Origin of the sequence: Acetobacter sp. AAB5 (assembly GCF_050106715.1) — a bacterium.
GTDB lineage: Bacteria > Pseudomonadota > Alphaproteobacteria > Acetobacterales > Acetobacteraceae > Acetobacter > Acetobacter oryzifermentans.
The window spans coordinates 1-24,098 of the sequence record NZ_JBNIEW010000013.1; the positions used below are offsets into that span (position 1 = coordinate 1).

Sequence of the window (24,098 nt, forward strand, 5' to 3'; positions counted from 1 at the left end):
CCACCCGCAGGGTTATGGCGCGTAACCTTCTTTTTTCCTGCATGGTGGCCTTTACTGCTACCATGCACGCCGCCTTGGCAGGCCATGCCGCCAGAGCAGAAGGCCCAGCCTCTATCGTGCCTGATTCTTTTTCTCAGTAGCCAAACATCCATGTCGCAGGCAGTGACGGTGCAAAAATTCCGTATTGTTGCCCCATGAATTTTCACGCTGCCAAGGTGACCATTTATGGCCAAGAAGGCGACATATCAGGCGGGATCGAAACCATCTCATATTGTGTGCTTTCTTTACCTTACGTGTTTGCCAATGGAATTTGGAAAGCGTGCAGAGGTAAAGGCATTTAGGGTAAAAATTTATAATTTTCTAGGGTAGTATCAGCATACATCTTTCAGGCCGGGGGGAACTGGCCTGTCTTGGCTTCAGCAAGGGCGCGCTGCATGAGCTTCTTCTCATTCTTTTTGAGGAAGATGGCGCTCCCGATAATGCAGATAACCCCAATAACACCCACGCATGTTCCGACTGTTCCGGACAATTTGGTAATCTGATTGCCCAGAATGTACGTGCCAATAGCATAGCCACCAGCCCAGCAAGTGCCGCCAAGGGCGTTAAACAGCATAAAGCGCGGCCACCGCAATTGGCACGCTCCTGCCAGCAATGCCACAAACACGCGTGCAACAGAGATAAAGCGCCCAAAGAAAACAATGGCATCGCCATGATGGTGAAACAGATATTCCCCTAACAGGAGGCGATCTGCTGTTAGGCCAATTTTTGCGCCATGTTTCTGTAAAAGCGGTAGCCCGACATGGCGCCCGATCAGATAACCGAAATTATCTCCGATAATGGCCCCCAGAACCGCAGCCGCAGTAATGCCCTCAATACCCAGATGGTGGGTTTTAAGGCTGTAAAGCGCAGCCGTGATAATGCAGGTTTCCGCTGGTAAGGGCAGGCCCATGCTCTCCATCATGACAATGATGGTGATAATTCCATATCCATAATGCTGCAGCAGATAGTCGAGATGCTCAAGCAGGGGAAATAATCCTTAGAGTGTTCAATGAAGCGTGAAGAAGCTGGCAAACCATGATGGAATCCAAAAAAACGGGCTAGTGACTTTCGCGCATGGCAAGATTGCACCTTCAGCCATTATGGATTTTCTGGGTGTTATGCAGTTTTTCAGAATAACCTAACTTCCTGTAATGTCATGATTTTTTTGGTTGTTTGATACAAATTCATTACAAGAGCAGGGGGCTGGTGTATAGACTGTTCCTGAATTGGAGAAGATGCGCCCGAAACGTGTGGCGCTTATGAGCTAAGGAACGAACCTATGCATCAGACAGCCCATGCTGAGCCCGCAGCGGCAGCACACGCGCAGATGCCCATTTCAGATGTAGATGTCTGCATTATTGGTGCTGGGCCTGTTGGGGGAACCTTGGCGTGCCACTTGGCGCAGGCGGGTATCAAAGTGGCTGTGGTGGACAAGGCGGATCTGCCGCCTATGGAAGACCCAGATTTTGATGGCCGGGCCTATGCTATTGCTGCTGGCCCCAAAGCGTATCTGGAAGAAGCTGGTGTGTGGGAGGCTCTGCCTCTGCCATCTTGCCCGATTGAGGATATTCTTGTAACGGATGGGCGGCCGGGTGAGCCCGCATCACCGCTATTTCTGGAGTTCACGCGGGAAGATGCCAATCAGCCATTTGGATGGATGATTGAGGCACGCTCTTTGCGTGTAGCGTTAAACGCCAGCCTGCACACTACGCCAGAAATTACACTGCTGGCCCCGGCTGAAGCCAGCATTGTGCGGCATAAGGAAGGGGCAACCGTAACCCTGCATGATGGGCGCAGTTTTAAGGCAAAGCTGATTGTGGCGGCTGATGGGCGTAAAAGCCGTTTGCGTTCTCAGGCTGGTATTCCGCTTACGCGCTTGTCTTATGGGCAAACGGCTATTGTTTGCGCCATTGCGCATGAATTCCCGCATGATAACAGCGCGCTTGAACACTTCCTGCCCGCAGGGCCATTTGCGCAACTCCCTTTGCCGGGGAATGAAGAACACCCTTACATGTCCGCTATTGTCTGGAGCGATCATGATGGCTTGGCAGAGCGTTTTGCAGCATTGCCGGACGATGTGTTTGCCATGCAGCTTCAGCGCCGGATGGGCAATAATCGTTTAGGGCAGGTCAAGCCTGTGGGGCGGCGGTGGACGTATCCTCTGTCTGCCCAGTACGCCCAACGTTATACGGATACCCGCATGGTTCTGGTGGGAGATGCCGCGCATGGTATCCATCCCATAGCTGGGCAGGGGCTTAATTTGGGTTTTCGCGATATTATTGCGCTAAGCAAGATTTTGATTGCAGCACATCATCGCGGCAAAGATTTGGGAGCGCCTGAGTTGCTGGCGCGTTATCAGGCAGAATGCCGCCCAGCCAACATGCTTATGCTTGCAGCAACCGATGTGCTGGACAGGCTGTTCAGTAACAATAATCCAGTTTTAAGGTTTGCGCGTGATGTGGGTATTGCGGGGGTGAACCGTTTGCCCGCCCTGCGTAAAGCCTTTGTAAAGCACGCTATGGGATTGTAAAAATGGATGCAGCAACGCATGACGGTGCTCAGGCTGCCGTCAAAGCCAGCCATTTTGATGAAGACAGTTCAATCTGCGCGCCTCAGCTAAATGTTCTGTGGCAACAGATGACACAGCAGGCCTGTGTTTGCCATGATCCGTTGGTGAAGGGGTTGCTGGCGACAGGCGTGCGCAGTCATTCAGATTTTTCTTCTGCGCTGGCGGCGTTGATCGGGCGCAAGCTGGGGGATCGGTCTGTGGCATCCGATGCTTTGGCAGAGCTTGTTAAAGAAGGCTTTGATGCAGAGCCGGATATTGTATGTGCCGCGGCGGCTGATCTACTGGCGATTCGAGAAAGAGATCCCGCATGCCCGGATTTTGTAACGCCGTTTCTGTTCTTTAAAGGCTATCAGGCAGTTCAAACCTATCGGGTGGCGCATTGGTTGTGGGCAGAGGGACGGCGGCATCTGGCGTTGCATCTGCAAAGCCGTGCATCGGAGTTGTTTGCTGTCGATATTCATCCATCAGCGCGCCTTGGTCGGCGTATTTTATTCGATCACGGTACGGGCATTGTTGTAGGGGAAACCTGCATTATCGAAGATGATGTTTCCATTCTGCAAAACGTCACACTGGGTGGTACAGGCAAGCATTCTGGAGACAGGCATCCTAAGGTGCGGCGTGGCGTGTTGATTGGTGCCGGTGCCAAGGTTTTGGGAAATATTGAAATTGGTGAGGGTGCCAAAATTGGCGCTGGTTCCATTGTGCTGGAACCCGTGCCGCCCTTTACAACGGTTGTAGGTAACCCAGCCCGTAAGGTTGGTGTGCGCCATACCGGGCGTATGCCTGCCCTGAATATGGATCAGACACTGCCGCCAATTGATTATATTATTTGATTGGAAGCAAAAGGAAATTACTGAAGGAAATATATTTTCCTTCAGTAATGTATTTTTAAAGTAACGTAGCGCGCGAAAACTTGGTTACAGAGCACTTTCGCCAGATTCTTTTGTGCGAATACGCACAGCGCGTGAAATATCACTTACAAAAATTTTGCCATCACCAATTTTGCCAGTATGCGCTGCTGTGGCAATGGCCTCCACAACCATGTCTTCCATGTCATCTTTGATAACAATTTCAACCTTGATCTTGGGCAGAAAACTGATGCGATATTCTGCACCACGATAAATCTCGGTCTGGCCGCGTTGCCGGCCAAAGCCTTTCACTTCAGAAACTGTTAACCCCTGAATACCTAAAGGGGCCAGAGCTTCGCGCACGTCATCAAGTTTGAAAGGCTTGATAATCGCAGTAACCAGTTTCATGCGCTCTTTACTCCATTAAATGTCCGTCTATTCCGTTTCGATAGTGACATATTAAATTGACTTGCGCTAGGCGAATATTTGGTGAGCGTAAATGTGAAGGCTCCACTTGGCGTATAGGCGCGTGCCTTTCATTTTTCGGGGTGTAAACGGGGTAAAGTAACAGGCAAAAACCAATATTTACCTTTTCACATTGCGTATGTTGGCTGCACAGGGCATTGATGCCGCTGTTGAGTTCCCCTGATATTTGTACATAAAGCAGGGTGTGACCTTATGGCAGGATGGGAGAGTTGCTCGTGCGTATAGCCATGATTGGTGGCGGATATGTTGGACTGGTTTCCGGCGCATGTTTTGCTGAATTTGGGCTGCATGTTGCCGTGGTGGAAACAAATCCAGACCGCCTTTCTGCTTTGCGCGAAGGTCGTATCCCTATTTATGAACCGGGCCTGGATGTGTTGGTTGAAACCAATGCACGTGCCGGACGCCTGACTTTTGGGGATGATATTGCACAGGCTGTTGCTGGCGCAGAGGCTGTTTTTATTGCCGTGGGCACGCCGCCACGGAATGGGGATGGTGCAGCGGATCTGCAATATGTACACGCAGCGGCCCGGCAGATTGCACAAGCTCTTACAGGTTATGCTGTTATTGTCACCAAATCCACAGTGCCAGTGGGCAGCAGCCGCAGAATAGCCGAAATTATTCGCGCCACCCGCCCGGATCTGGATTTTGATGTAGCCTCCAATCCTGAGTTCCTGCGTGAGGGCAGCGCTATTGATGATTGTATGCGCCCAGATCGGGTTATCATCGGGTTGGATCAAAAACAGCCAGAACGCGCACGCCGTGCCGAAGCTGTTATGCAGCGGGTTTATGAGCCGCTGAAGAAAATTGATGCACCATTGGTTTTTACCGGTCTGGAAACGGCAGAGCTGACCAAATATGCGTCCAACTCCTTTTTGGCCATGAAGATTTCCTTCATTAATGAAATGGCCGATCTGTGTGAAAAATTAGGGGCCAATGTGCAGGAGTTGGCTTACGGAATGGGGCTGGATGATCGTATTGGCAGCCGCTTTTTAAATGCTGGCCCCGGTTATGGTGGTTCCTGCTTCCCCAAAGATACGCTGGCTCTTTCCCGCATCGCGCAGGAAGCCCAAAGCGGGTGTCGTTTAGTAGAAACCACAGTGCAGGTGAATGAGGCCCGTAAAGCGGCCATGGCGGGCCGCATTATTGCGGCGTGTGGTGGTTCGGTAAACAATAAGACCGTGGCGGTACTGGGCCTGACCTTCAAGCCTGAAACAGATGATATGCGGGAATCAGCTTCCATTCCCATTTTGCACCGTTTGGCTGAGGGCGGGGCACGCTTGCAGGCTTATGATCCGGTTGGCATGGAGGCTGCCAAATCGCTTTTGCCACCAGAAACGACATATTGTGAAAATGCGTTGGCGACCGCACAGGATGCTGACGTTTTGGTGGTTTTAACGGAGTGGGAGCAGTTTCGATCCATTTCACCAGATGCTTTGGCGCAGCGTATGCGAAATAAGATTATTGTAGATTTGCGCAATATTTTTGATCCAGCCGTTATGCGTGAATCTGGTTTTTCGTATTTGTCTGTTGGGCGTCCGTAACGCTACACAGCAGCGCAATGCTTAGAAAGCCGTAGCCTAGCGTAAGGGCCACGGCTTTTTTTTATGGAACCTATTTTAATTGAGCTTGCAATTTTTATGTGAACAAATGTAGAACATAAAAAGCTGAGGAGGGTCTCATGTCTTTGTCTGAACATATCGTTTTTCAGCCATTTGTCTGGCGGGGTACGAAGTTAGAAGGTGGATCTGCCATTCTGTGCCGTAATCTGGAAGATGCGCATCGCCGGATAGAAAAGGTGCGGGCAGGCGTTCTTTCTGTGGCCGGAGCACTGGTGGTGCGTATGCAGGTGGATGAAGAAGCCGGTGATTATGGAGAACCAGAATTTTTGGAACGTATTGGCAGTGTTCCAGAAATGGATGAGTAAGTTTGGCGCTAAATGAAAGCCCTATTCCAGTAAGCCACAGAAGTTGCAGGAATAGGGCTTTATGAAAAGTGTAATGGTAACGGTTGAGATATTACGGTGAGCCGCCAGCTCCCGTTCCCAGGTAAGGTCCGCTTGCTTTAGATGAGTCTGGGCGGTAGCCATCGTTTTCATCTAAGGCAGGGCCGCCATGAGGGTTTTCATCCTCATCTTCAATAATGGGCGGAGGGGCCTTCTGGTGCGCCTTATCATGGAACAAGGGGGTGCTGTCTGATGCTGGCTGTTCATGGCAGGCAGTAAGAGCAAGCAGAAGGCCAGCAAGAACGGTAGCGGATTTCAATTTCATATCACGGATCCACAAAAATGCATGCCAAGGGGCAAGCGCTTAACGTGTGCCAAAAAGGCGATCACCAGCATCACCCAAACCGGGAACGATGTAACTGTGTTCATCCAAACCGCGATCAATAGAACATGTCATAATCTGCACGTCTGGATGCGCTTTTTGCAAGCAGGCAATGCCTTCTGGGGTAGAAAGCAGGCAGGTAAACAGTAGCTTGCGTGCCCCTTTTTCCTTCAACCGCGTAATGGCGGCTGCCGCGCTGTGCCCTGTAGCCAACATGGGATCAACAACAATACAGCGGCGGGAAGAAACCTGAGAGGGAAGCTTAAGATAATATTCTACAGCTTCCAGTGTTTCGGGGTCACGGTACAAACCAATATGGCCCACCGGCGCAAATGGCACCAAGTCCAGCATGCCATCCAAAAGCCCATTGCCAGCACGCAGGATGGAAATAAAGCAAACATCTGGCCCAGCCAGTTGTTCACCCACCATGGGTTCCAGAGGTGTTTGGATTTCTACTGGCTCTAATGGCAACTCGCGGGTGGCTTCGTAGCACATCAGCAAGCTTAGTTCGCGCACTAGCCGACGAAAACCGGCAGTAGAGGTTTCTGCGCGCCGCAAATGGGTCAATTTGTGCTTGATAAGCGGATGATCCAGCACAAGGGGAGGGAGGGGAGTAACAGCATGACTTGTCATGCAACCCTCTATAATCATGGAAAAGCGCGTCTGCCACGTTTTCTTGCAGATGCAGAATATGTTTTATCCAGATCGTGCGGATAGAAAAAAGGAAGGCCATCATGAAGCGTATCTGGATGGATGTGGAAGATCTGTTTGCCTTTGCACAAGCAGGTGCACGGCTTACGGGTATTCAACGCGTTGTGCTGGAAATCTGTGCAGCTTTTATGGTTGATCCGCGTATGGCTGGCCACATTGGTTTTGTGCGGCACACTATTCAGGGCACAGGCTTTGTGGTGGTGTCTTGGGCGCAGGTGCAGGCGGTTTGGCAAGCCCTGAGTGGGCAGGGGGCTGAGCAACCAGAAAGCATGCAGATACGCAGCCTTTCTACCTCACACCTTACAAACCAAAGTTTGCTTCAAAAATGTGGGCAGCATGTGCCTGTTTCTGTACGCGTTCCTGCTGGTAAGCTGATCAGAAATACCCAGAGTGCGATGCAGGCAGGAGGAATGCTTGTGCGCGGCTTATGGGAGCTGGCTTCTCATAATTTGCACAAAAAAGATGATTTTAGTGCACAGGAACAGGCTTTTTCTCCTCAAAAGGGGGATATCCTGCTTTCGCTGGGGGCATCATGGTCCCATGCCATGTATCAAAAACTGTTGCTGCAGTGTCGGCAGCAATACGGCATGCGTATTGGGGTTTTGGTGCATGATCTGGTGCCGCTTTTGTGGCCAGAATGGTGCCAGCCCGGTTTGCCTGCTGTATTTCGGCGTTGGTATGAGCAGGTTGTGCCGGAATGCGATGTTATTTTTGCGAATTCCGAATCTACCCAGAAAGATGTGTTGTCTTATGCACAACGCAGCGGCAAGCCGCTTTCTGTTCCCGTTATTGTAGTGCCTATGGGGTGCGGGTTTTCTAAGGCAGATCCAGCAAGCGCACCTCCTTCTGTTCAAGAGCACATAAAGCAGTTGGGGTCTTATGTTTTATGTGCTGGCACGCTGGAAGTGCGTAAAAATCATGCGCTTTTAGTAAGAGTATGGCGGCGGTTGTTGCAGGAACGGCCAGCCAATACCGTGCCGAAGCTGGTGATTGCTGGCGGGCAGGGGTGGCTGGTGGACGATCTGTTGCAGCAGCTTGAAAATAGCGCGTGGCTGAATGGGCACGTTGTGTGGGTAGATAGGCCATCGGATAGCTGTATGGCGCAGCTTTATAAGCAGGCGCAGTTTACGATTTTTCCTTCATTTTATGAAGGCTGGGGCCTACCGGTGACAGAAAGCCTACATTGGGGAAAGCCCTGCCTGACCTCTGCTGCGTCTTCCCTGCCAGAAGCAGGGATGGGGCTGACAGAAATGTTTGACCCTGATAACGCATCGCAGGCATTGGAGCTTGTACGTAACGTTCTGGATCAGCCGCAGCGCCTGGCAGCTATGGAGCAACAGATAAAGACACGTTTTCGGCCCATAGGTTGGAGCCGAGCCGCCGAGACTTTGTGGCAAACAGTCATGTAATGGCCCGACGGCACGACAGAAGCATTGTTTGCAGAATGGATGGAAAAGGGAACGCTTGAATGGCTGTGAATTATGCCACGGTAACATGGGATCAGTTGCATCGTGATGCACGTGCGTTAGCAGAGGCGCTGATGCCTAAAATGCCCATTAAAGGCATTGTGGCGGTAACACGCGGAGGGTTGATTCCCGCAGCTATTGCCGCGCGTGAACTGGGGTGCCGTCTGATAGAAACCATTTCTGTCGTGACGTATGATGAAGAAAATATGGGCAAGCCCCAGATTATTAAGGAACCCGTTGCCGCCGGTGATGGAGAAGGTTTCCTGATTATTGATGATCTGGTTGATTCTGGTGTGACGGCCCGTGTGGTGCGTGAAAAACTGCCCAAAGCCTATTTTGCATGCTTGTATGCCAAACCTGCCGGCAAGGAACTGACAGATCTGTTTATTACAGAAGTGCCGCAGGATACCTGGGTTTTGTTCCCGTGGGATACGGCGCCTTTGTTTGTGCCGCCGCTGGCAAAAAGCAAAAAAAGCATGGCTGACTAATTTTTTATCATCAGAGGGTTGCCATACTCCGAATAGACGCTTAAACAAGCGCTCAGTTCGGGGCGTGGCGCAGCCTGGTAGCGCGCGTGTTTTGGGTACACGAGGCCCCCGGTTCGAGTCCGGGCGCCCCGACCATAAATAAAGCGGGAGGCAACATCATGCCGGCGCGTATTTATAGGCAGTCAAAGCCAGCTGGTCAGTCAGGTTTAGCTGGCACCAGAGAGTGGGTTTTTGAATACGGTCAATCTGCTCCACGTAAGCAGAGCGCCCTTATGGGGTGGACCGGTAGCGCAGATCCACAATCTCAAATACATTTGTATTTTGATAGTCGTGAAGCTGCGGAAGCTTATGCGCAACGCGAACACATTGCGTATGTGGTGGAAGAAACAGCGCCGCGTATGCGTCGCCCCAAAGTATATGCAGATAACTTCCGTTATGATCGCATCCAAAACTGGACGCATTGATTTTCTTGCTTTTCCCTATTATGCGTAGGGCGTAAAGCGCCCTTAGCTCAGTTGGATAGAGCAACAGCCTTCTAAGCTGTGGGTCGCTGGTTCGAATCCAGCAGGGCGCGCCAATTTTTTCCTAAAATACAGGGTGCAGTAGGCGTTTGTGTGCGCTAAAGCCGGATGTGTCTTTTCACGCTCCGTTTGAAAGTGCTGCCATGCTTACGGTTTTGCATCGTCTTATCTTGCCAACTGAAGGGCTGGAGCAATGCGATGCAATGTACGCACGTCCTGCGCTGCCAGAGCGTGTGGCTGATACATCTTCCTCAGCCTTTCGGCTAAAGCTGGGGCAGGCATTTACTTTTGATACATTTTACAATGCGTTTTCCGTAAAAAAATGGAAACAGGCCGGTGGTGTAAGTCGCCTGCTATTGAGCTTGCATATACGCGGGCAAGGTGAGGTAACGCTTTTTCATCGTTCCAAGACAGATGTTGTCACACCTCTTTGGAGTAAAGAAATTGAGGGTGAAATACGCTGCACGGAGGAAATATCAGCGTGGCCTACATTATCTGAAGGTCTGCTGTATTTTAGTGTAACGGCTCAGTCAGAGTGCACGGTAGAGGACGTATATTTTGCAACATCCTCGCCCATGGTGCAGGTGCCGCAGTTGGGTGTTGTCATCACGCATTTTAACCGGCAGCAATATGTGCGTAATTCCATCCAGCGGGTGCAAAAGGCGCTTTTGCAAGACACTGCCTATCAGGATGTGATCCATTTTATTGTTATAGATAATTCAGCCAACCTTGATCCGGCGGAGGTGCCGGGGGCCAAGGTTATCAAAAATCATAATTATGGCGGCAGCGGTGGTTTTGCGCGCGGCCTTTTATATCTGCATGAGCAAGGCACCTTCACCCACTGTCTGTTCATGGATGATGATATTTCCTGCGAGGTTGAAGCTATACGGCGTTGCTACGCTATGTTGGCTTACAGTGTAGATAAGCACATCGGCTTGGCAGGTACATTGCTGGACGATCAAAAGCCATGGAGTGTGCAGGAAAAGGGGGCTGAATTTTCAGCGGGGGTGTTTCGTCCTTTACATAAAGACGAGGACGTGAGGTCTATAGAAAATCTGCTGAAGCTGGAGCAGGATACAGGCAAGCCCGTTTATGGTGGATGGTGGTTTTTTGCGTTCAGGCTAGATGCCGTATCAGCCTATCCATTTCCTTTTTTTGTGAGGGGGGATGATGCGCTTTTTGGCCTGATGAACCGTTTTAATATTGTTACGGTAAATGGCATTGCCTGTTTTTCTGAACACTTTTTGAGCAAGGAAAGTGCTTTTACCCGTTACTTGGGTATGCGGGCATCCTTGGCTATCTACCTTATGGTGGGGCAAGGGCGCGCATTACCGGCTGTAAAAATGATGGGGCTCGCTTTTTTATGGTGTGCGTTGTCATGCAGGTATCAAAGTGCGCAGGCTATTTTGCTGGCATTTCAAGATGTAAGCCAAGGGGCGGATTTCTGGCGGCAAAATCTGGATTTTATGCCCCTTGCCAAGCGTATCCAAAAAGAAGCTGTGCAATGTAAAGAACCAGCATATTTTCAATCACATCCGTTTCATTACGAAGGGCAATTAGAAACAACATTGAGGAGATGTGTGAGGCTTGTGAGCTTAAACGGGCACCTTCTGCCAGGATGGGCTTTATGTAAAAAACCGGCATATGTAGGGGAATACACAAGCGGTTTACTGGGGCTGACATTCAGGCATCAGCGCATTGTTTATCGTAAATATGAAAGTTCAGATATTTTTGAGGTGGAACTTAACAGGTTCCGATTGGTGGCTCTTACATGGGCTTTTTTCAAAACAAGTATTGTATTTATTTTGAAGGCACTGTTTTTGAGAAAGTCGTATAGGAATAAATTATCTACATTATGCAGTCGAAATTTTTGGATATCTGTATATAAATAAAATCATTAATATTTGTATTTAATGTTGTTTACACATTAATGTATTATTTTTTATTTTGCGGGGGTTTTTCGAAAAGGTTTTTGAGGGGGATATTTTTGGAAATCAATGTATTTTACTGTTGATGGATTGAGTCTTTTAATATTTGCATTTTTCTATTATAAGATAAAATTTTGCTCCTCGAGGTAATTATGAAAGTAACAATATACACCGCGTGCCACGATAACTTTCAAAATCCTTTTGATAATATTTATACTCCAATGTTATGTGGGAAAAAGAATAAGAATATAGTAACAAATTTTATGGGTGATGATACAGGGCAAAATATATCTGATCTCAATTACTGCTTCTGTGAATTAACAGCCTTATATTGGATGTGGAAAAATGACAAAACATCCGACATTGTTGGGTTGAGTCATTATCGACGTTTTTTTGCAAAAAAAACGTATGGAAATAATCTGTTTTATAAGACGCCGTCTAATCCAGATGAAAAGATTGAAAGAGAAGAAATAGCCGCAGGGAATGATTTTGATTACCTTACGGGTGATGTCGATCTTGTGGTTTCTTTGAAGCAGGATGTAGGGAACGTTTTACACAATTATAGATTGTACCATAATATTGATGACATGTTTCTTGTTGAAAGAATGATACAAAGATTGCACCCAGAATATATGGATGCGTATAGATTTTTCATGAGAGAAGAGTGTGCTATTTACCGATACAACATGTTTGTTGGTAAGAAGGCTGTTGTTGATAGATACTGTGAATGGCTTTTTTCAATACTTCTTCCTTTGGCTGATTTGAAGTTTTTCAATAATTATACTGATTACCAGAAAAGAATTTTTGGCTTTATTTCTGAAAGAATTATGGGTGTCTGGTTGCTGCATAATAGGGACAAGCTCTTAATTGAGGAACGTCCTGTTGTTGAATTTCTTTAAGTTTATGTAGTTCTGTGGGAAAGATGAGGCTCCATATTTATGGGGCCTCCTTTCCTATGCCGTGCCACTTGCCTTGGCTATATTATAGGCTTCATGTACGAAAAACCTTAATGCCTGATGAGCTTAGGCAAGTTGTTGGCCAAAGTGTGGTAAAGGGATATACATTCTTTAAAGATTAAACCGGTATTGTTTGTTGTTAAAGTTAGGGCTGAAGGGTTGAAAAACGTATGACATTTTGTGTTGTGGGCGCTGGGTTTAGTGGTGCCGTTATTGCCCGTCATCTGGCAGAGCGCGGTCATAAAGTGGTGGTCGTGGATGAACGCTCCCATATTGGTGGGAATTGTTACACGGAGCGTGATGCTGAAACCGGTGTTATGGTGCACAAATATGGGCCTCATATTTTCCACACCGCAGATGAGCGCACATGGGCCTACGTGCAGAAATTTGGCACGTTCAAGCCTTATGTAAACCGTGTGAAAGCCATTTCTAACGAGCACGTTTACACGCTGCCTGTTAACCTGCTGACCATTAACCAGTTCTTCGGTACTACAATGGGGCCGAAGGAAGCGCGTGCTTTTATTGAAAGCAAGGCGGATAAAAGCATTACTAACCCTCAGTCCTTTGAAGAACAGGCGCTGAGCATGATTGGCCCGGACCTGTATCGGGCATTCTTTTATGGATACACGCGCAAGCAGTGGGGGCTAGAGCCTACGCAGCTTCCGGCTTCCATTCTCAAGCGTCTGCCTTTGCGCTTCAATTATGATGATAACTACTTCAACCACCCGTATCAGGGTATGCCAGAAGAAGGTTATACTGCCATTGTGCAGAATATCCTGAACGTTGAAGGCATTGATGTCCGGTTGGGCAGTTCTTTTGAAAGCCTGAAAGAAGATTTCCAGCACGTATTCTATACGGGGCCGATTGATCGGTATTTTGGTTTCCGTCTGGGCCGTTTAGGTTACAGAACGCTGGATTTTGAACGCTTTGTAGATGATGGTGACCATCAGGGCACTGCGGTTATCAACTACTGTAATGAAGAAGTGCCATATACGCGTATTTCTGAACACAAACACTTTGCCCCGTGGGAACAGGACAAGTTCTCCAAAACGGTTTGTTTCCGTGAATACAGCCGTCTGGCAGGCGAAAACGATATTCCTTACTACCCCATCCGGCTGGTAAACGAAAAGAAGATGCTCGAAAGCTATATCGAGCTGGCACGTGCAGAAAAAGGCGTGTCCTTTATGGGGCGTTTGGGCACGTACCGTTATCTGGATATGGATGTTACCATCAAGGAAGCGCTGGCTGCGTGCGATGTGATCGACACGGCATTGAAGGCCTCGGAACTTTCACTCCCTGCGTTTTTTGTTGATCCTACCTGATAGTAATTTTCTGTAATATTTTATGAAACACCCATGCAATATATTTGTATGGGTGTTTTTTTGTGCAGTTTCGTAAAATTTATTTAGTTTTTATTGATAATTTTGGCGCTTTCTGTTGAAAAAGAGAAAGGTATTCCATTTTTTTTGGTCTGATATGTCAAGAAACAATAGTTTCGTAAAAAACGGTTTTTTAGCTGTTTTTTACGCTTTGCTGGTGTCGTGCTTTGTGGTGGGGATATGCGAAGTTCGCTTTCCGTCCTTTTTCACCATAGATGATTCCCAGAACGAGTATCTGGGTTTTCTGCGCCAGTATGGGCAGACATGGTTATCTGGAGAAATTCCGTTCATCACCAAGAATATTTTTATTGGTGATAACGCAATGGTGGAATTGCAGCGTGGTATTTTTGCGCCGCAGAATATTCTGGCATCCTTGGTAACGTGCCTTACAACCAATCCGCTTATTACGGGGTGGTTTTATGCTTTATGTAACGTTTTTATCTGCTGCATTTCCGGTTATATTATAGGTCGCAGCTTGGAAATATCGCGCGATATTTCTTTGTTGCTTGGGTTTTCAATCGCAATCAACCCAGTGTTTTTATATCAATATGCCGGGCCATGGTGGAACGCTGCTAATGGGCATGCGTGGTCTTTGCTGGCCATTGCAACGTATTGCCAATTGCGCCAGCGTATTACCACAGGGGCCGTTATAGCTAATTTTGCTGCAACACTTGTGCTTCTGGCCTCTGGCTGGCCGCATGGGTTTATTGGTTATCTGGCTGTTGTGGCAGGCTTTAGTTGTGTGGATCTGGCATATGGAGATCCCATAAAGGTTCTGTTCCGGCGTTGTGTGCCTTTGTTATTGGCAGGCATAGCCGCCATTCCTGTGTATTCAGAATACGTGTTTCTGCATCCGCTGCTTAACCGTGCAACAGGGTGGGAGAATGCAGATAATTTTATGGTGCCCAGCCTTTCTCAGTTACTGGTAACGTTTTCTCCAACTTATTATGAATTCATGAATTATTTTGGTGGGTATAAGTCTGTTTTTATACCTGTTGGGTTTTCCACACTGTTTGCGTTGCCGGTTGCAATTTTCTTCCGTACTTCTGTGCGGGATCGTGTGCTGGCAGCCTGTTTGATTATTTTGGGTATAACAACGGCTTTGGCTCTTATGCCCTCGCAAATGGGTATTTTACGTTGGCCTTTGCGTTTTGTGCCGTATGTTTCTGTATTTGCAGCAATTACGACATTCTATGTTTTTTCAAAAAAGGACATTGTTGAAAGTTCTGTGAGACGGAATGTATTTTTTGGAATTACCGCGTTGCTGTTTGTTGTTTCGGCTTCCAAAAATGTATTTGAGCGTCCCAAAGTTGTTGCTTTGGAGCTTTTAACAAGCATTGCGTTGGTGGCGGTGTGGTTTTTGTATGCCAGAAGCAAGAAAATAACCGGCAAAGATATTGGGCTTATTATTCCAGCGGCTATTCCAGTATTTTCCTTGTTGCTGATGCTCGCCAGCATGCCTTCTCTGGGGAGGATTTACTTGCCGGTGAATGTGCTGCCTTCTCATGTTTCTGTTCCTGCCTCAGTGAACATGCAGGGTAATCTGCTTTCGTTTGCGCCTTGGGGTAGGGAGCATCCAAAGGAAGCGGCAGATCTGCAATCAAGCTTGTTTGGGTATTACAATATCCGTGCGCTCAATGGCTATTCTCCCAATGGGCAGGATTATACCGATGCCATTTTAACGCATGATACGTCTCATACCATTTTCAAACCGGACGATATTATTCCCAAACTGGCATCTGCCGTTATGCTGCCCGGTAATCCCTGTTTGTTTGATCTGTTTGCCGTTAGCAGCATGGTGGTGTCTTCCGATACCTACCAGAAATATCATCATGATTTGCTGGCCTGCGGATACCATAAGGTTGCTACAGCGCCGTCTGGAATGCTGTATCTTTCTACGCCCAAAACGTATCCATCCAATCTGGCGTATTCCACGCAAGCAGGCGTGACAGTGGAGCGTGAGACAGCAAATAGCATGACATTTTCTGTGCCAGCGCATACAGCGCCTGTGCAGATGGTTTTGTCCCGTCAGTGGTGGCCGGGTTACACCGCGCAAGGTTTGAATTGTAAAGTAAACGTAAGTGGTTTTCAGGATGTTTTGGTGCAGGTTGATGTGCCAGCAGGATGTTCTGGTAAGCTGACAGTCTCCTATTTCCCGCACACATGGCCGCTGGCTTTGGTGTGCCTGCTGATGGGGGTGTTGGGGTTGGTAGCCTTTCTGTGGCAACTCAGCCGAGAGCGAAAATTGCAGCTTATTCTGCAAATGCGCTGATACTAAAAAAGCCCGGCAAAATATTGCCGGGCTTTTTTCTGATACGTCAGATTAAGAAAAAGGCGTTAATAAACTCAGCTCTTTTTTTCTTCTGTTGTCAGTTCATTTTTGTAAACATGGCGCCAGAAATCTTCCGTTGTCATATTAGGTAGCGCTTTGACATAGGCTTGCTGCAGGGCAGGCATGGCGCGCGCAAATTTTGCACACACTGCCAGACCTTCTTTCCAGAGCTCAAAAAACAGTTTTCTGTTCTGAGTGGCGACATAACCCGTGCGCGTGGCTTCGTGATAATAAAGCACATGTTTAAAACGGAAGATATCACGGAAAGCCGCGTTAAAGTCTTTGAACTGGAAGCGCACATCATCCCGCATCAATACGGCTGGCAAAAGTGTGCCGTTGAGAGTGACAAGCCGTGCCAGGCGGCGGATACGTCCATCGTGATGATGATGGTGCAGAACCTCAATATCTTTCAGATCATAAGGCACCATTTTTTCACTGGGTGTCAGGGCGCCAATCTGGGCACGTACGTTAGCCATGTCCATGTTGCGCACAAAGAATTCTGGCCCTTCCATCACGTGCTTCATGGCCATGATTAATGCTTTGGCGCTGGCGTAATTGTAGGAGAACAGAACGCCACGGAACCAGACCAGAAAAACATCCAGATACGGTTTGGATTTTTCTTCTCCATTCAGCATCATCAGTACCATGGTCGCGCGCAGGCCCAGATACCGCGTCATCGGGCTTTCCTTGACGCTGAAGTCTTCTGCCATGGAGCAGATGCCATTCATCGTTACCAGCGGGAATTTGTTCTGGAGCGAGAATTCCGCGTCATCCCCGCGCACAAAGAAGGGGTAGGGGAAGTGGCGCACGGCAGAAATGGGGAAGGCAAAGAACCACCAGCCGCCATAGTTGGCAGCGGAATCATCCATTTCGGAAAGCAAAAGGTGGTGGATATTGCGCATGTCCAGCATGTGCTTACGGGCAATCCACCGGCCTTTTACAAAACGCGCTCCGGCTTCGTGCAACTGCCAAGGCACAGTTTCACGCAGCTGGCTGCCTACAATGGCGGCGCGGTCTTCTGTGCTGTAGCTCAGCAGCATGTAGGCACGGCAAACGGCCTCAAAGTCACAGCTGGCATCATCATCCATGAACAGGCAGTGCGTAAAGCCGTGGTCCTTTGCGTACAGCAACCCGCGGGTAAAGCCGCCAGCGCCACCCAGATTCCGGTTAGGTATAACCAGCGCGCTTCCGGCTTCATCAGGTGTGACGTTTTGAGAGTTATCGACCACAATAACCTGCACCCGGTCTTTCCACTGTGGTGCATTCTTCAGGCCAGCTTCAAGCTTTTGCAGGGCAGGGAGCAGGTGCGGTTTACGGTTAAAGTGTGTGATAACAATAGCCATGCGGGCATCTCGCACTGGCTGCTGTGTGGTGGAAACATTGCCGCCGCGCAGGTAACCATCTTCCAGCGCTTCCACCCACATATAAAGCAGGCCGCGTTCCAGACCGGCCCAGAATGGCAGATCCAGAGAGACAGGAGCGCCTTCTTCCAGTTCCACTGTGTGTTCAAACAACCACCGGTGGGGCAGGCCAAGCTGATGTAGCCCAAAGCGGACAATAAACTTGCCTTTGCCTTCCAGTGTCAGGTTCAGGTTCTCAATGGCACAGAGTTCACGCCACCGTTCAACGGTAATGCCGTTAAAGTATGTATCAAAGGCAGCGCGTCCGCCCGCATGAAATGAAAGTGTTTCTGGCGCAGCACGAAAAAGCTCAACCTTTTCATTCAGAGCCCGAAAATACAGATCTTCCGGGATAACGGACTGAAGAGCCGGAAAAATAATGTTCTGGAGCACCATAGGCGCATCCTTTACATTTTCTTTTAATATTTCTTGCGTGGCCATGAGGTAATATTATCCCTGAAAGAAGATATAAAGCGCCATATGGGGCCCTTTTAGTTTGCCACAGGCGGGATGCAAGCCCGAGAATGCCGTGTTGGAGGGAATTTGCCGCACCCTGTTGCGGATTTGACAACAGCCTTTAGGCAAAATCTGTAGCACTTATATTTAAGCTTTTTGTGCTTTGGTATCTGTATAAACTGGCAGCATGGAGCAAGCTCCAACATCTGATGGCTTGCTTGATTGAGAGGAAAAAATTTTGCCATCTGGTTTTTCGCCAGCGTTTAGCGTGGTTGTACCCTGTTATAATGAACAGGAAGTTCTGCCAATTTTTCACCAGCGGCTATCTGCCGTTATGGAAGGGATTGGTGCGCCGTGGGAGGTTGTTTACGTAAACGATGGCTCGCGGGATCAAACGTTGGCTGGCATGTATGCTTTGGCAGAGCAGGATGGGCGCGTAAGTGTTGTGAACCTTTCCCGCAATTTCGGTAAGGAAATTGCTCTAACAGCAGGGTTGGATCATGCACGGGGTACGCGCGGCATTATTGTGATTGATGCCGATTTACAGGACCCACCAGAAGTTATTGCCGATCTGGTTGCCGCATGGACAGATGATGTGGATACCGTTTACGCCCGCCGCAACACGCGGGAAGGGGAGACTATTCCCAAACGGCTGACAGCATGGATGTTCTACCGTGTCATGAAGCGGCTAGGCAACAAAGTGGTTATTCCGCCAGATACAGGGGATTTCCGGCTGATGAGCCGCAGGCTGGTGGATAGCCTGTTGCTACTGCGTGAACGCCATAGGTTTATGAAAGGGCTGTTTGCCTGGGTTGGCTTTCCATCCCGCGCCGTTCTGTATGATCGCGCCCCACGTTCTGCGGGTAAGAGCAGTTTCAATTACTGGTCTTTGTGGAACTTCGCGCTGGAGGGAATCACCTCGTTTTCTGTGCTGCCGCTTCAGTTAAGCACATATATGGGGCTTGGTATTTCCATACTGGCTGTGTGCTACGGTATCTGGATTGTTGGGTGCACCCTGTTATTTGGTAACAGGGTGGCGGGTTACCCCAGCCTTATGGCGGTTATCCTGTTTTTAGGCGGTATCCAGCTTATGACAGTTGGCTTGATAGGCGAATATGTGGGCCGTATTTTTAACGAAACCAAAAAACGCCCGCTTTATCTGGTAGAAGCCTATCGTCCAGCGCAGGAAAAAGAGCATACGTCCCAACCCTAAAGCCGTGCTCTGCCTATTTTGAGGCTTGACGGACAAGGCAGGCCGCCCCATTGCTTCGTACATGCGAGTAGCCGCCATTCTTTTGGCTGCCGGTACGGGCAGTCGTTATGCCGCCACTACGGGTTCTTCCATTCCCAAGCAGTACGTGCTGCTGGCTGGACAACCCGTAATCCGTCATGCAGCGCAAGCTTTATTGCCTCATGTCACCTCTATTCAGCCAGTCGGAGATCCTGCCTCCTTGAACGAGGCGCTGGAAGGATTGAAGATTCTGCCGCCAGTAGCTGGGGGTGAAACCCGGCAAGCCAGTGTGCGGGCCGGGCTGGAGGCATTGGATAAACTGCCAGAAGCCGAAAAGCCGGATATCGTGCTGGTGCATGATGGTGCCCGCCCGTATGTGACCGCGCAGGTGATCGGCAATGTTGTTTCTGCATTAGGGCAGCATCCTGGGGCCATTCCGGCTGTGCCAGTGGCGGATACGCTCAAGCGGGAAAAAGATGGTGTGATTGATGGCACCGTCCCGCGGGATCATCTTTATCGTGCCCAAACGCCACAGGGCTTCCGCTTTGGCCTGTTTTTAGATCTCCATCGTGGCGCTGCATCCGTGAGTGCAACGGATGATGCCAAACTGCTGGAAGATGCCGGGTTCAGCGTGGCGCTGGTGGCGGGTGATGAAGACAATATCAAGCTGACATATGAGGGTGATCTGGTGCGTCTGGAACGACTGATCGGCCCCACGCTTCTGCCGCGCGTAGGGCTGGGTTACGATGTGCATGCGTTTGAGGAAGGGCGTCCGCTCATCCTGTGCGGTATTACGGTGCCTCATACCAAAGGCTTGGCCGGGCATTCAGATGCTGATGTGGGTATTCATGCGTTGTGTGATGCCATTTATGGTGCGTTGGCGGAAGGTGACATTGGCCGCCATTTTCCACCCAGCCAGAATGAGTGGAAAAACGCAGATAGCGCCCGCTTTCTGGTGCACGCAGGCCAGCGTATCCGTGAACGCGGCGGCATGCTGGTAAATGCGGATCTGACACTAATTTGCGAACGCCCCAAAATTGGCCCGCATTCAGAAGCCATGCGCAAACGTCTGGCAGATTTGCTGGAAGTGGATGTGGATCGGATTTCCGTTAAGGCCACCACATCCGAACGTCTGGGCTTTACCGGGCGTGAAGAAGGCATTGCCTGCACGGCTACAGTTTCTGTTCTGGTGCCCTAAGCTGGCGCCATTACGGTTTCTTATGTTGCGTAAGGCGCGGGGTGGCTGTATTTCTGCCTAAATCATAGGCAAACGGAAATAACAGTGCATACGCAACCCACCCTGCGTCCCATTACTCTGGGCAGTATCGTTTTGGATACGCCTGTCATTCTGGCTCCCATGTCTGGCGTGACAGATCTGCCGTTTCGGCGTCTGGCACGCAAGTTGGGGGCTGGTCTTGTTGTTTCTGAAATGATCGCCTCTTGGGCGATGGTGCGTGAAAACGATACCACCCTGCGTATGGCGGAGGTGGCGGATGCGGGTGGCCCAAATGCCGTGCAGCTTGCAGGGTGCGACCCGGATGCCATGGCAGAGGCCGCGCGCATTGCCGTAGGCCGCGGGGCAGATCTTATTGATATCAATTTTGGTTGCCCGGTTAAAAAAGTGGCCGTTGGCCAGATGGCCGGTTCTGCCCTTATGCGGGATGAAGGGGCTGCCGAGCGTTTGCTGGCTGCTGTGGTTAAAGCCGTGCCGGTACCCGTTACCCTTAAAATGCGCATGGGTTGGGATCATGAACACCTAAATGCCCCTGTGCTGGCGCGTATTGCGCAGGATGTGGGTATCCGCATGATTACGGTGCATGGCCGCACGCGCCAGCAGTTTTATAATGGCACGGCCAACTGGGCCTTTGTGAAAAATGTAAAGGACGCGGTAGATCTACCCGTTATCGTGAATGGTGACATTCTTACGGTTGGAGATGCGCGGGAGGCCTTGGCGCAATCTGGCGCAGATGGGGTGATGATCGGGCGTGGCTGTTATGGGCGTCCGTGGTTTTTGGCGCAGGTGGCACACGCTTTGCGTACGGGGCAGGAAATTCCCGATCCCGCATTGCCGGAAGAAAAAGCCATTGTGCTAGAACATTATAATATGATGCTGGAGCACTTTGGCCAGCGCCCCGGCCTGCGTTTGGCCCGTAAGCATGTCTCCTGGTATTCGGCAGGGCTGCATGGTTCGGCATCATTTCGCGCGGCGTTTAATCGGGTGGAAACGCCAGAAGAAGCCATTGCCATGATTGCTGATTTTTACGATCAGCAAATTGCGGCTGGTGCGGTGCGAGAGCCGCGCGTTTCCCGCCATGCCATGGCGCAGCAGCAAGATCAGGTTCAGGCGGCGTGAAGGCAAAAGCAGCGCATGGGGTTGCTCAGCCCGATGCGGCGCTTGTTCTGGACAGTCTGCCCGTTCCGGTTTTGGAAATAGGGCCACAAAATACAATTCTTGCTGCCAATATGGCGGCAGAAGAGTTTTTTGGCATGTCTCGCCATCAGTTACGGCACGGTGGTTTGGCAGAAGTTGTTCCGCAGGACCATCCGGTTTACCTGCTGCTTCAGCATGTGCGCACCCGTGGTGGAAGTGTAACAGAGCATGAACTGCTGTTCAGTTCCCCACGCTTTCATCATGAAGGTGTCAGTGTGCAGGCTGCTGATGTGCCTGATTACCCGGACATCATTTTGCTGACATTTCATGAGCCCTCCGCAGCCCGCATGCTGGATCAGCAACTTGCCTACCGTTCTGCGGCCCGCAGCGTTTCCGGGCTGGCCGCCATGCTGGCGCATGAGGTGCGCAACCCGCTATCTGGCATTAAAGGGGCCGCGCAGTTGCTGGAACAGGCCGTAACAGATGCAGACCGTGATCTGGCCACCCTGATTTGTGATGAGGTTGACCGGATTGATGCGTTGGTTGACCGCATGGGTATGTTTGGTGAAGCCAATCTGGATTTCCGGGCACTCAATATTCACAGAATATTGGAACATGTGCGCCTGCTGGCCAGCAACGGTTTTGCCAAGGGTATCAAAATTGTAGAGCGTTATGATCCCTCCCTCCCGCATGTATGGGGGGATCGGGACCGGTTGGTGCAGGTTTTGCTTAACTTAGTGAAAAACGCAGCCGAAGCCATACGCAATACCGATAAAGGCGGCGAGATCACGCTGCTTACCAGCTATCGCCCCGGTATTCGGGTGGCTGTGCCGGGCACCGCCCAATGGCGGCACCTTCCGCTGGTTGTCACTGTGCGGGATACAGGGCCGGGTATTTCCGAAACAGTGCGCCCGCATCTGTTCGAGCCTTTTGTATCCACCAAGGTAAACGGAAGCGGGCTGGGGCTTGCTTTGGTCGGTAAGGTGATGGACGACCACGGTGGCGTTATTGAGGTAGAAAGCCGCCGCGGCTGTACGGAAATCAGCTTGTTTCTGCCGATTGTCGACCATATGGGGCATTCGGGGTGAGATGCCCCTTTGTGCAACAGTTCTGTTTTTCAGCTTTTTATCTGGTTTGAGACGTTATGACACCGCTGCCCACTATTCTTGTTGCTGATGATGATCGTTCTATTCGCACTGTGCTGGGGCAGGCATTGGGTCGGGCAGGCTATCAGGTGCAAACCACACCATCCGTGAACACACTCTGGCAATGGGTGCAGGAAGGTGAGGGGGATCTGGTGATTACGGATGTGATCATGCCAGATGGCAGTGGGCTGGATCTGGTTACGCGCATTCGCCAATTTCGGCCTGATCTGCGCGTCATTGTCATGAGCGCGCAATCAACTCTCACAACAGCGGTAAAAGCCACGCAACGTGGCGCGTTTGAATATCTGGCCAAGCCGTTTGATTTAAAGGAGCTGCTGGCAGTTGTGGCAAGAGCGCTCACAACCCCAGTGCAAGAAGCCGAAAAACCAGCAGCCGATCAACCGCCAGAAGAACGCCTGCCTTTAATTGGGCAGTCCGTTGTGATGCAGGGGATCTATCGCAGCATTGCCCGCCTGACCACTTCTGATCTCACAGTCATGATTTCAGGGGAAAGCGGTACGGGTAAGGAACTGGTAGCTCACGCATTGCACGAATACGGCCGGCGCAGAAGTGGGCCTTTTGTGGCCGTTAATATGGCGGCTATTCCGCGCAAGCAGATTGAAAGCGAATTGTTTGGGTATGAACGTGGCGGCACGTTAGGCCGCATGCCCGGACGGTTTGAGCAGGCCACAGGCGGCACACTATTTCTGGATGAAATTGGAGACATGCCGCAGGAGGCACAAACCCGTTTACTACGTGTTTTGCAGGAAGGTGAATTTACCACAGTAGGGGGCACAACGCCCTTGCGTGCAGATGTGCGCATTATAGCTGCTACGCATAGAGATCTGCGGCAGGCTATTCAGGCAGGTACGTTCCGTGAGGATCTGTATTACCGCCTGAATGTGGTGCCGTTGCGCCTGCCACCACTGCGGGAAAGGCTGGAAGATATTCCGCTACTGGCGCGGCATTTTCTCTCTCAGTGCCGGGATGATGGCGGAACGTACAGAATCCTGGATGAAAGTGCCATTACAAGGCTTCAGGCCTGGCGCTGGCCAGGTAATGTGCGAGAATTGGAAAACCTTATCCGCCGTATCGTGGCCCTGTATTCTCAGGAAACCATCACTGGCGATGTGATTGATGCAGAACTGGCCGAACCTCTGGCGTATGATCCGATTCCCAACAGCGTTATGGCGGCGGAACCCTTGTCGGAATCTGTTTCTCGCCATATCGCCCGTTATCTGGAAGCCGGGCGGGATGGCGTGCCGCTGCATGATCTGCATGCCCGGATTATTGCAGAAGTTGAACGTCCGCTTATCCAGATGACACTGGCCGAAACACGCGGCAACCAGATCAAAGCTGCGGCCATGTTAGGCCTGAACCGAAATACATTGCGGAAAAAAATTCGAGACCTTGAGATTCCTGTCGTTCGTGGCGTAGTCTGACCTTTA

21 protein-coding genes and 2 tRNA genes are annotated in these 24,098 nt (G+C 50.1%); 18 read left to right on the forward strand and 5 right to left on the reverse strand.

Annotated features, from left to right (window positions below):
- Positions 1 to 385: 385 nt before the first annotated feature.
- Positions 386 to 949, reverse strand: coding sequence for a DedA family protein (locus tag ACP7IZ_RS11385; RefSeq protein WP_426849276.1), 564 nt, complete (start codon positions 947 to 949; stop codon positions 386 to 388).
- A gap of 369 nt (positions 950 to 1,318) precedes the next feature.
- On the opposite strand from ACP7IZ_RS11385, the gene ACP7IZ_RS11390 reads away from it, so the two are divergent.
- Together ACP7IZ_RS11390 and cysE are read left to right on the forward strand one after the other, a co-directional pair.
- Positions 1,319 to 2,569 carry a UbiH/UbiF/VisC/COQ6 family ubiquinone biosynthesis hydroxylase gene (locus tag ACP7IZ_RS11390; RefSeq protein ID WP_426849277.1) on the forward strand — a complete coding sequence of 417 codons (1,251 nt, stop codon included), beginning with the start codon at positions 1,319 to 1,321 and terminating at the stop codon, positions 2,567 to 2,569.
- A 2-nt stretch (positions 2,570 to 2,571) separates the two neighbouring features.
- Positions 2,572 to 3,441, forward strand: a complete 870-nt coding sequence (gene cysE / locus ACP7IZ_RS11395) for a serine O-acetyltransferase (RefSeq protein WP_003625733.1) — start codon at positions 2,572 to 2,574, stop codon at positions 3,439 to 3,441.
- A gap of 84 nt (positions 3,442 to 3,525) precedes the next feature.
- On the opposite strand, the gene ACP7IZ_RS11400 is transcribed toward cysE, so the two are convergent.
- The gene (locus ACP7IZ_RS11400) at positions 3,526 to 3,864 is read right to left on the reverse strand and encodes a P-II family nitrogen regulator (RefSeq protein WP_003625731.1); all 339 of its coding nucleotides are present in this window, start codon (positions 3,862 to 3,864) and stop codon (positions 3,526 to 3,528) included.
- Between the two features lie 278 nt (positions 3,865 to 4,142).
- Between ACP7IZ_RS11400 and ACP7IZ_RS11405 the strand changes: the two genes are divergently transcribed.
- Both ACP7IZ_RS11405 and ACP7IZ_RS11410 read left to right on the forward strand, forming a co-directional pair.
- On the forward strand, positions 4,143 to 5,483 hold the full coding sequence (locus tag ACP7IZ_RS11405; RefSeq protein WP_426849279.1) for a UDP-glucose dehydrogenase family protein: 1,341 nt from the start codon (positions 4,143 to 4,145) through the stop codon (positions 5,481 to 5,483).
- Between the two features lie 137 nt (positions 5,484 to 5,620).
- On the forward strand, positions 5,621 to 5,866 hold the full coding sequence (locus ACP7IZ_RS11410; protein WP_426849280.1) for a hypothetical protein: 246 nt from the start codon (positions 5,621 to 5,623) through the stop codon (positions 5,864 to 5,866).
- Between the two features lie 91 nt (positions 5,867 to 5,957).
- On the opposite strand, the gene ACP7IZ_RS11415 is transcribed toward ACP7IZ_RS11410, so the two are convergent.
- Together ACP7IZ_RS11415 and upp are read right to left on the reverse strand one after the other, a co-directional pair.
- Positions 5,958 to 6,209, reverse strand: coding sequence for a hypothetical protein (locus ACP7IZ_RS11415; RefSeq protein ID WP_426849281.1), 252 nt, complete (start codon positions 6,207 to 6,209; stop codon positions 5,958 to 5,960).
- A 39-nt stretch (positions 6,210 to 6,248) separates the two neighbouring features.
- Positions 6,249 to 6,917 carry a uracil phosphoribosyltransferase gene (gene upp, locus ACP7IZ_RS11420; protein WP_426849283.1) on the reverse strand — a complete coding sequence of 223 codons (669 nt, stop codon included), beginning with the start codon at positions 6,915 to 6,917 and terminating at the stop codon, positions 6,249 to 6,251.
- An 83-nt stretch (positions 6,918 to 7,000) separates the two neighbouring features.
- Between upp and ACP7IZ_RS11425 the strand changes: the two genes are divergently transcribed.
- From ACP7IZ_RS11425 to ACP7IZ_RS11465, 9 genes are all read left to right on the forward strand, one after another.
- The gene (locus ACP7IZ_RS11425; protein ID WP_426849284.1) at positions 7,001 to 8,386 is read left to right on the forward strand and encodes a glycosyltransferase family 4 protein; all 1,386 of its coding nucleotides are present in this window, start codon (positions 7,001 to 7,003) and stop codon (positions 8,384 to 8,386) included.
- Positions 8,387 to 8,445: 59 nt separating this feature from the next.
- Positions 8,446 to 8,931, forward strand: a complete 486-nt coding sequence (gpt, locus tag ACP7IZ_RS11430; protein ID WP_426849285.1) for a xanthine phosphoribosyltransferase — start codon at positions 8,446 to 8,448, stop codon at positions 8,929 to 8,931.
- Positions 8,932 to 8,989: 58 nt separating this feature from the next.
- Positions 8,990 to 9,066 (forward strand) — tRNA-Pro (locus ACP7IZ_RS11435).
- Between the two features lie 23 nt (positions 9,067 to 9,089).
- Entirely contained in the window at positions 9,090 to 9,395 is a 306-nt protein-coding gene (locus ACP7IZ_RS11440) for an ETC complex I subunit (RefSeq protein WP_035350573.1), read from the forward strand.
- A gap of 36 nt (positions 9,396 to 9,431) precedes the next feature.
- A tRNA-Arg gene (locus tag ACP7IZ_RS11445) sits at positions 9,432 to 9,508 on the forward strand.
- Positions 9,509 to 9,595: 87 nt separating this feature from the next.
- Positions 9,596 to 11,344 carry a glycosyltransferase family 2 protein gene (locus ACP7IZ_RS11450; RefSeq protein ID WP_426849352.1) on the forward strand — a complete coding sequence of 583 codons (1,749 nt, stop codon included), beginning with the start codon at positions 9,596 to 9,598 and terminating at the stop codon, positions 11,342 to 11,344.
- 188 nt (positions 11,345 to 11,532) lie between these two features.
- On the forward strand, positions 11,533 to 12,279 hold the full coding sequence (locus tag ACP7IZ_RS11455; RefSeq protein ID WP_426849287.1) for a DUF4422 domain-containing protein: 747 nt from the start codon (positions 11,533 to 11,535) through the stop codon (positions 12,277 to 12,279).
- Positions 12,280 to 12,506: 227 nt separating this feature from the next.
- Positions 12,507 to 13,658, forward strand: coding sequence for a UDP-galactopyranose mutase (gene glf, locus ACP7IZ_RS11460; protein WP_426849288.1), 1,152 nt, complete (start codon positions 12,507 to 12,509; stop codon positions 13,656 to 13,658).
- 154 nt (positions 13,659 to 13,812) lie between these two features.
- Entirely contained in the window at positions 13,813 to 15,987 is a 2,175-nt protein-coding gene (locus ACP7IZ_RS11465) for a hypothetical protein (RefSeq protein WP_426849290.1), read from the forward strand.
- A gap of 74 nt (positions 15,988 to 16,061) precedes the next feature.
- On the opposite strand, the gene ACP7IZ_RS11470 is transcribed toward ACP7IZ_RS11465, so the two are convergent.
- The gene (locus ACP7IZ_RS11470; RefSeq protein WP_426849292.1) at positions 16,062 to 17,888 is read right to left on the reverse strand and encodes a glycosyltransferase family 2 protein; all 1,827 of its coding nucleotides are present in this window, start codon (positions 17,886 to 17,888) and stop codon (positions 16,062 to 16,064) included.
- 253 nt (positions 17,889 to 18,141) lie between these two features.
- Here ACP7IZ_RS11470 and ACP7IZ_RS11475 point away from each other — a divergent pair, with 253 nt between their 5' ends.
- From ACP7IZ_RS11475 to ntrC, 5 genes are all read left to right on the forward strand, one after another.
- The gene (locus tag ACP7IZ_RS11475; protein WP_426849293.1) at positions 18,142 to 19,116 is read left to right on the forward strand and encodes a glycosyltransferase family 2 protein; all 975 of its coding nucleotides are present in this window, start codon (positions 18,142 to 18,144) and stop codon (positions 19,114 to 19,116) included.
- Between the two features lie 61 nt (positions 19,117 to 19,177).
- Positions 19,178 to 20,332 (forward strand): 2-C-methyl-D-erythritol 2,4-cyclodiphosphate synthase, encoded by a 1,155-nt coding sequence (gene ispF / locus ACP7IZ_RS11480; RefSeq protein ID WP_426849354.1) that lies wholly within the window; start codon positions 19,178 to 19,180, stop codon positions 20,330 to 20,332.
- An 84-nt stretch (positions 20,333 to 20,416) separates the two neighbouring features.
- Positions 20,417 to 21,487 carry a tRNA dihydrouridine synthase DusB gene (dusB, locus tag ACP7IZ_RS11485; protein ID WP_006116461.1) on the forward strand — a complete coding sequence of 357 codons (1,071 nt, stop codon included), beginning with the start codon at positions 20,417 to 20,419 and terminating at the stop codon, positions 21,485 to 21,487.
- Entirely contained in the window at positions 21,484 to 22,593 is a 1,110-nt protein-coding gene (locus tag ACP7IZ_RS11490; RefSeq protein WP_426849295.1) for a two-component system sensor histidine kinase NtrB, read from the forward strand. Before dusB ends, ACP7IZ_RS11490 begins: the two co-directional genes overlap by 4 nt.
- Positions 22,594 to 22,649: 56 nt before the next feature.
- The gene (ntrC, locus tag ACP7IZ_RS11495) at positions 22,650 to 24,092 is read left to right on the forward strand and encodes a nitrogen regulation protein NR(I) (protein WP_006116463.1); all 1,443 of its coding nucleotides are present in this window, start codon (positions 22,650 to 22,652) and stop codon (positions 24,090 to 24,092) included.
- Positions 24,093 to 24,098: the final 6 nt, after the last annotated feature.

Bases quoted from the DNA above. Each gene is read 5' to 3' on its own strand.
- ACP7IZ_RS11385 (WP_426849276.1), bottom strand. From the start codon at position 949: ATGGGCCTGCCCTTACCAGCGGAAACCTGCATTATCACGGCTGCGCTT.
- ACP7IZ_RS11390 (WP_426849277.1), top strand. From the start codon at position 1,319: ATGCATCAGACAGCCCATGCTGAGCCCGCAGCGGCAGCACACGCGCAG.
- cysE (WP_003625733.1), top strand. From the start codon at position 2,572: ATGGATGCAGCAACGCATGACGGTGCTCAGGCTGCCGTCAAAGCCAGC.
- ACP7IZ_RS11400 (WP_003625731.1), bottom strand. From the start codon at position 3,864: ATGAAACTGGTTACTGCGATTATCAAGCCTTTCAAACTTGATGACGTG.
- ACP7IZ_RS11405 (WP_426849279.1), top strand. From the start codon at position 4,143: ATGGGAGAGTTGCTCGTGCGTATAGCCATGATTGGTGGCGGATATGTT.
- ACP7IZ_RS11410 (WP_426849280.1), top strand. From the start codon at position 5,621: ATGTCTTTGTCTGAACATATCGTTTTTCAGCCATTTGTCTGGCGGGGT.
- ACP7IZ_RS11415 (WP_426849281.1), bottom strand. From the start codon at position 6,209: ATGAAATTGAAATCCGCTACCGTTCTTGCTGGCCTTCTGCTTGCTCTT.
- upp (WP_426849283.1), bottom strand. From the start codon at position 6,917: ATGATTATAGAGGGTTGCATGACAAGTCATGCTGTTACTCCCCTCCCT.
- ACP7IZ_RS11425 (WP_426849284.1), top strand. From the start codon at position 7,001: ATGAAGCGTATCTGGATGGATGTGGAAGATCTGTTTGCCTTTGCACAA.
- gpt (WP_426849285.1), top strand. From the start codon at position 8,446: ATGGCTGTGAATTATGCCACGGTAACATGGGATCAGTTGCATCGTGAT.
- ACP7IZ_RS11440 (WP_035350573.1), top strand. From the start codon at position 9,090: ATGCCGGCGCGTATTTATAGGCAGTCAAAGCCAGCTGGTCAGTCAGGT.
- ACP7IZ_RS11450 (WP_426849352.1), top strand. From the start codon at position 9,596: ATGCTTACGGTTTTGCATCGTCTTATCTTGCCAACTGAAGGGCTGGAG.
- ACP7IZ_RS11455 (WP_426849287.1), top strand. From the start codon at position 11,533: ATGAAAGTAACAATATACACCGCGTGCCACGATAACTTTCAAAATCCT.
- glf (WP_426849288.1), top strand. From the start codon at position 12,507: ATGACATTTTGTGTTGTGGGCGCTGGGTTTAGTGGTGCCGTTATTGCC.
- ACP7IZ_RS11465 (WP_426849290.1), top strand. From the start codon at position 13,813: ATGTCAAGAAACAATAGTTTCGTAAAAAACGGTTTTTTAGCTGTTTTT.
- ACP7IZ_RS11470 (WP_426849292.1), bottom strand. From the start codon at position 17,888: ATGGCCACGCAAGAAATATTAAAAGAAAATGTAAAGGATGCGCCTATG.
- ispF (WP_426849354.1), top strand. From the start codon at position 19,178: ATGCGAGTAGCCGCCATTCTTTTGGCTGCCGGTACGGGCAGTCGTTAT.
- ntrC (WP_006116463.1), top strand. From the start codon at position 22,650: ATGACACCGCTGCCCACTATTCTTGTTGCTGATGATGATCGTTCTATT.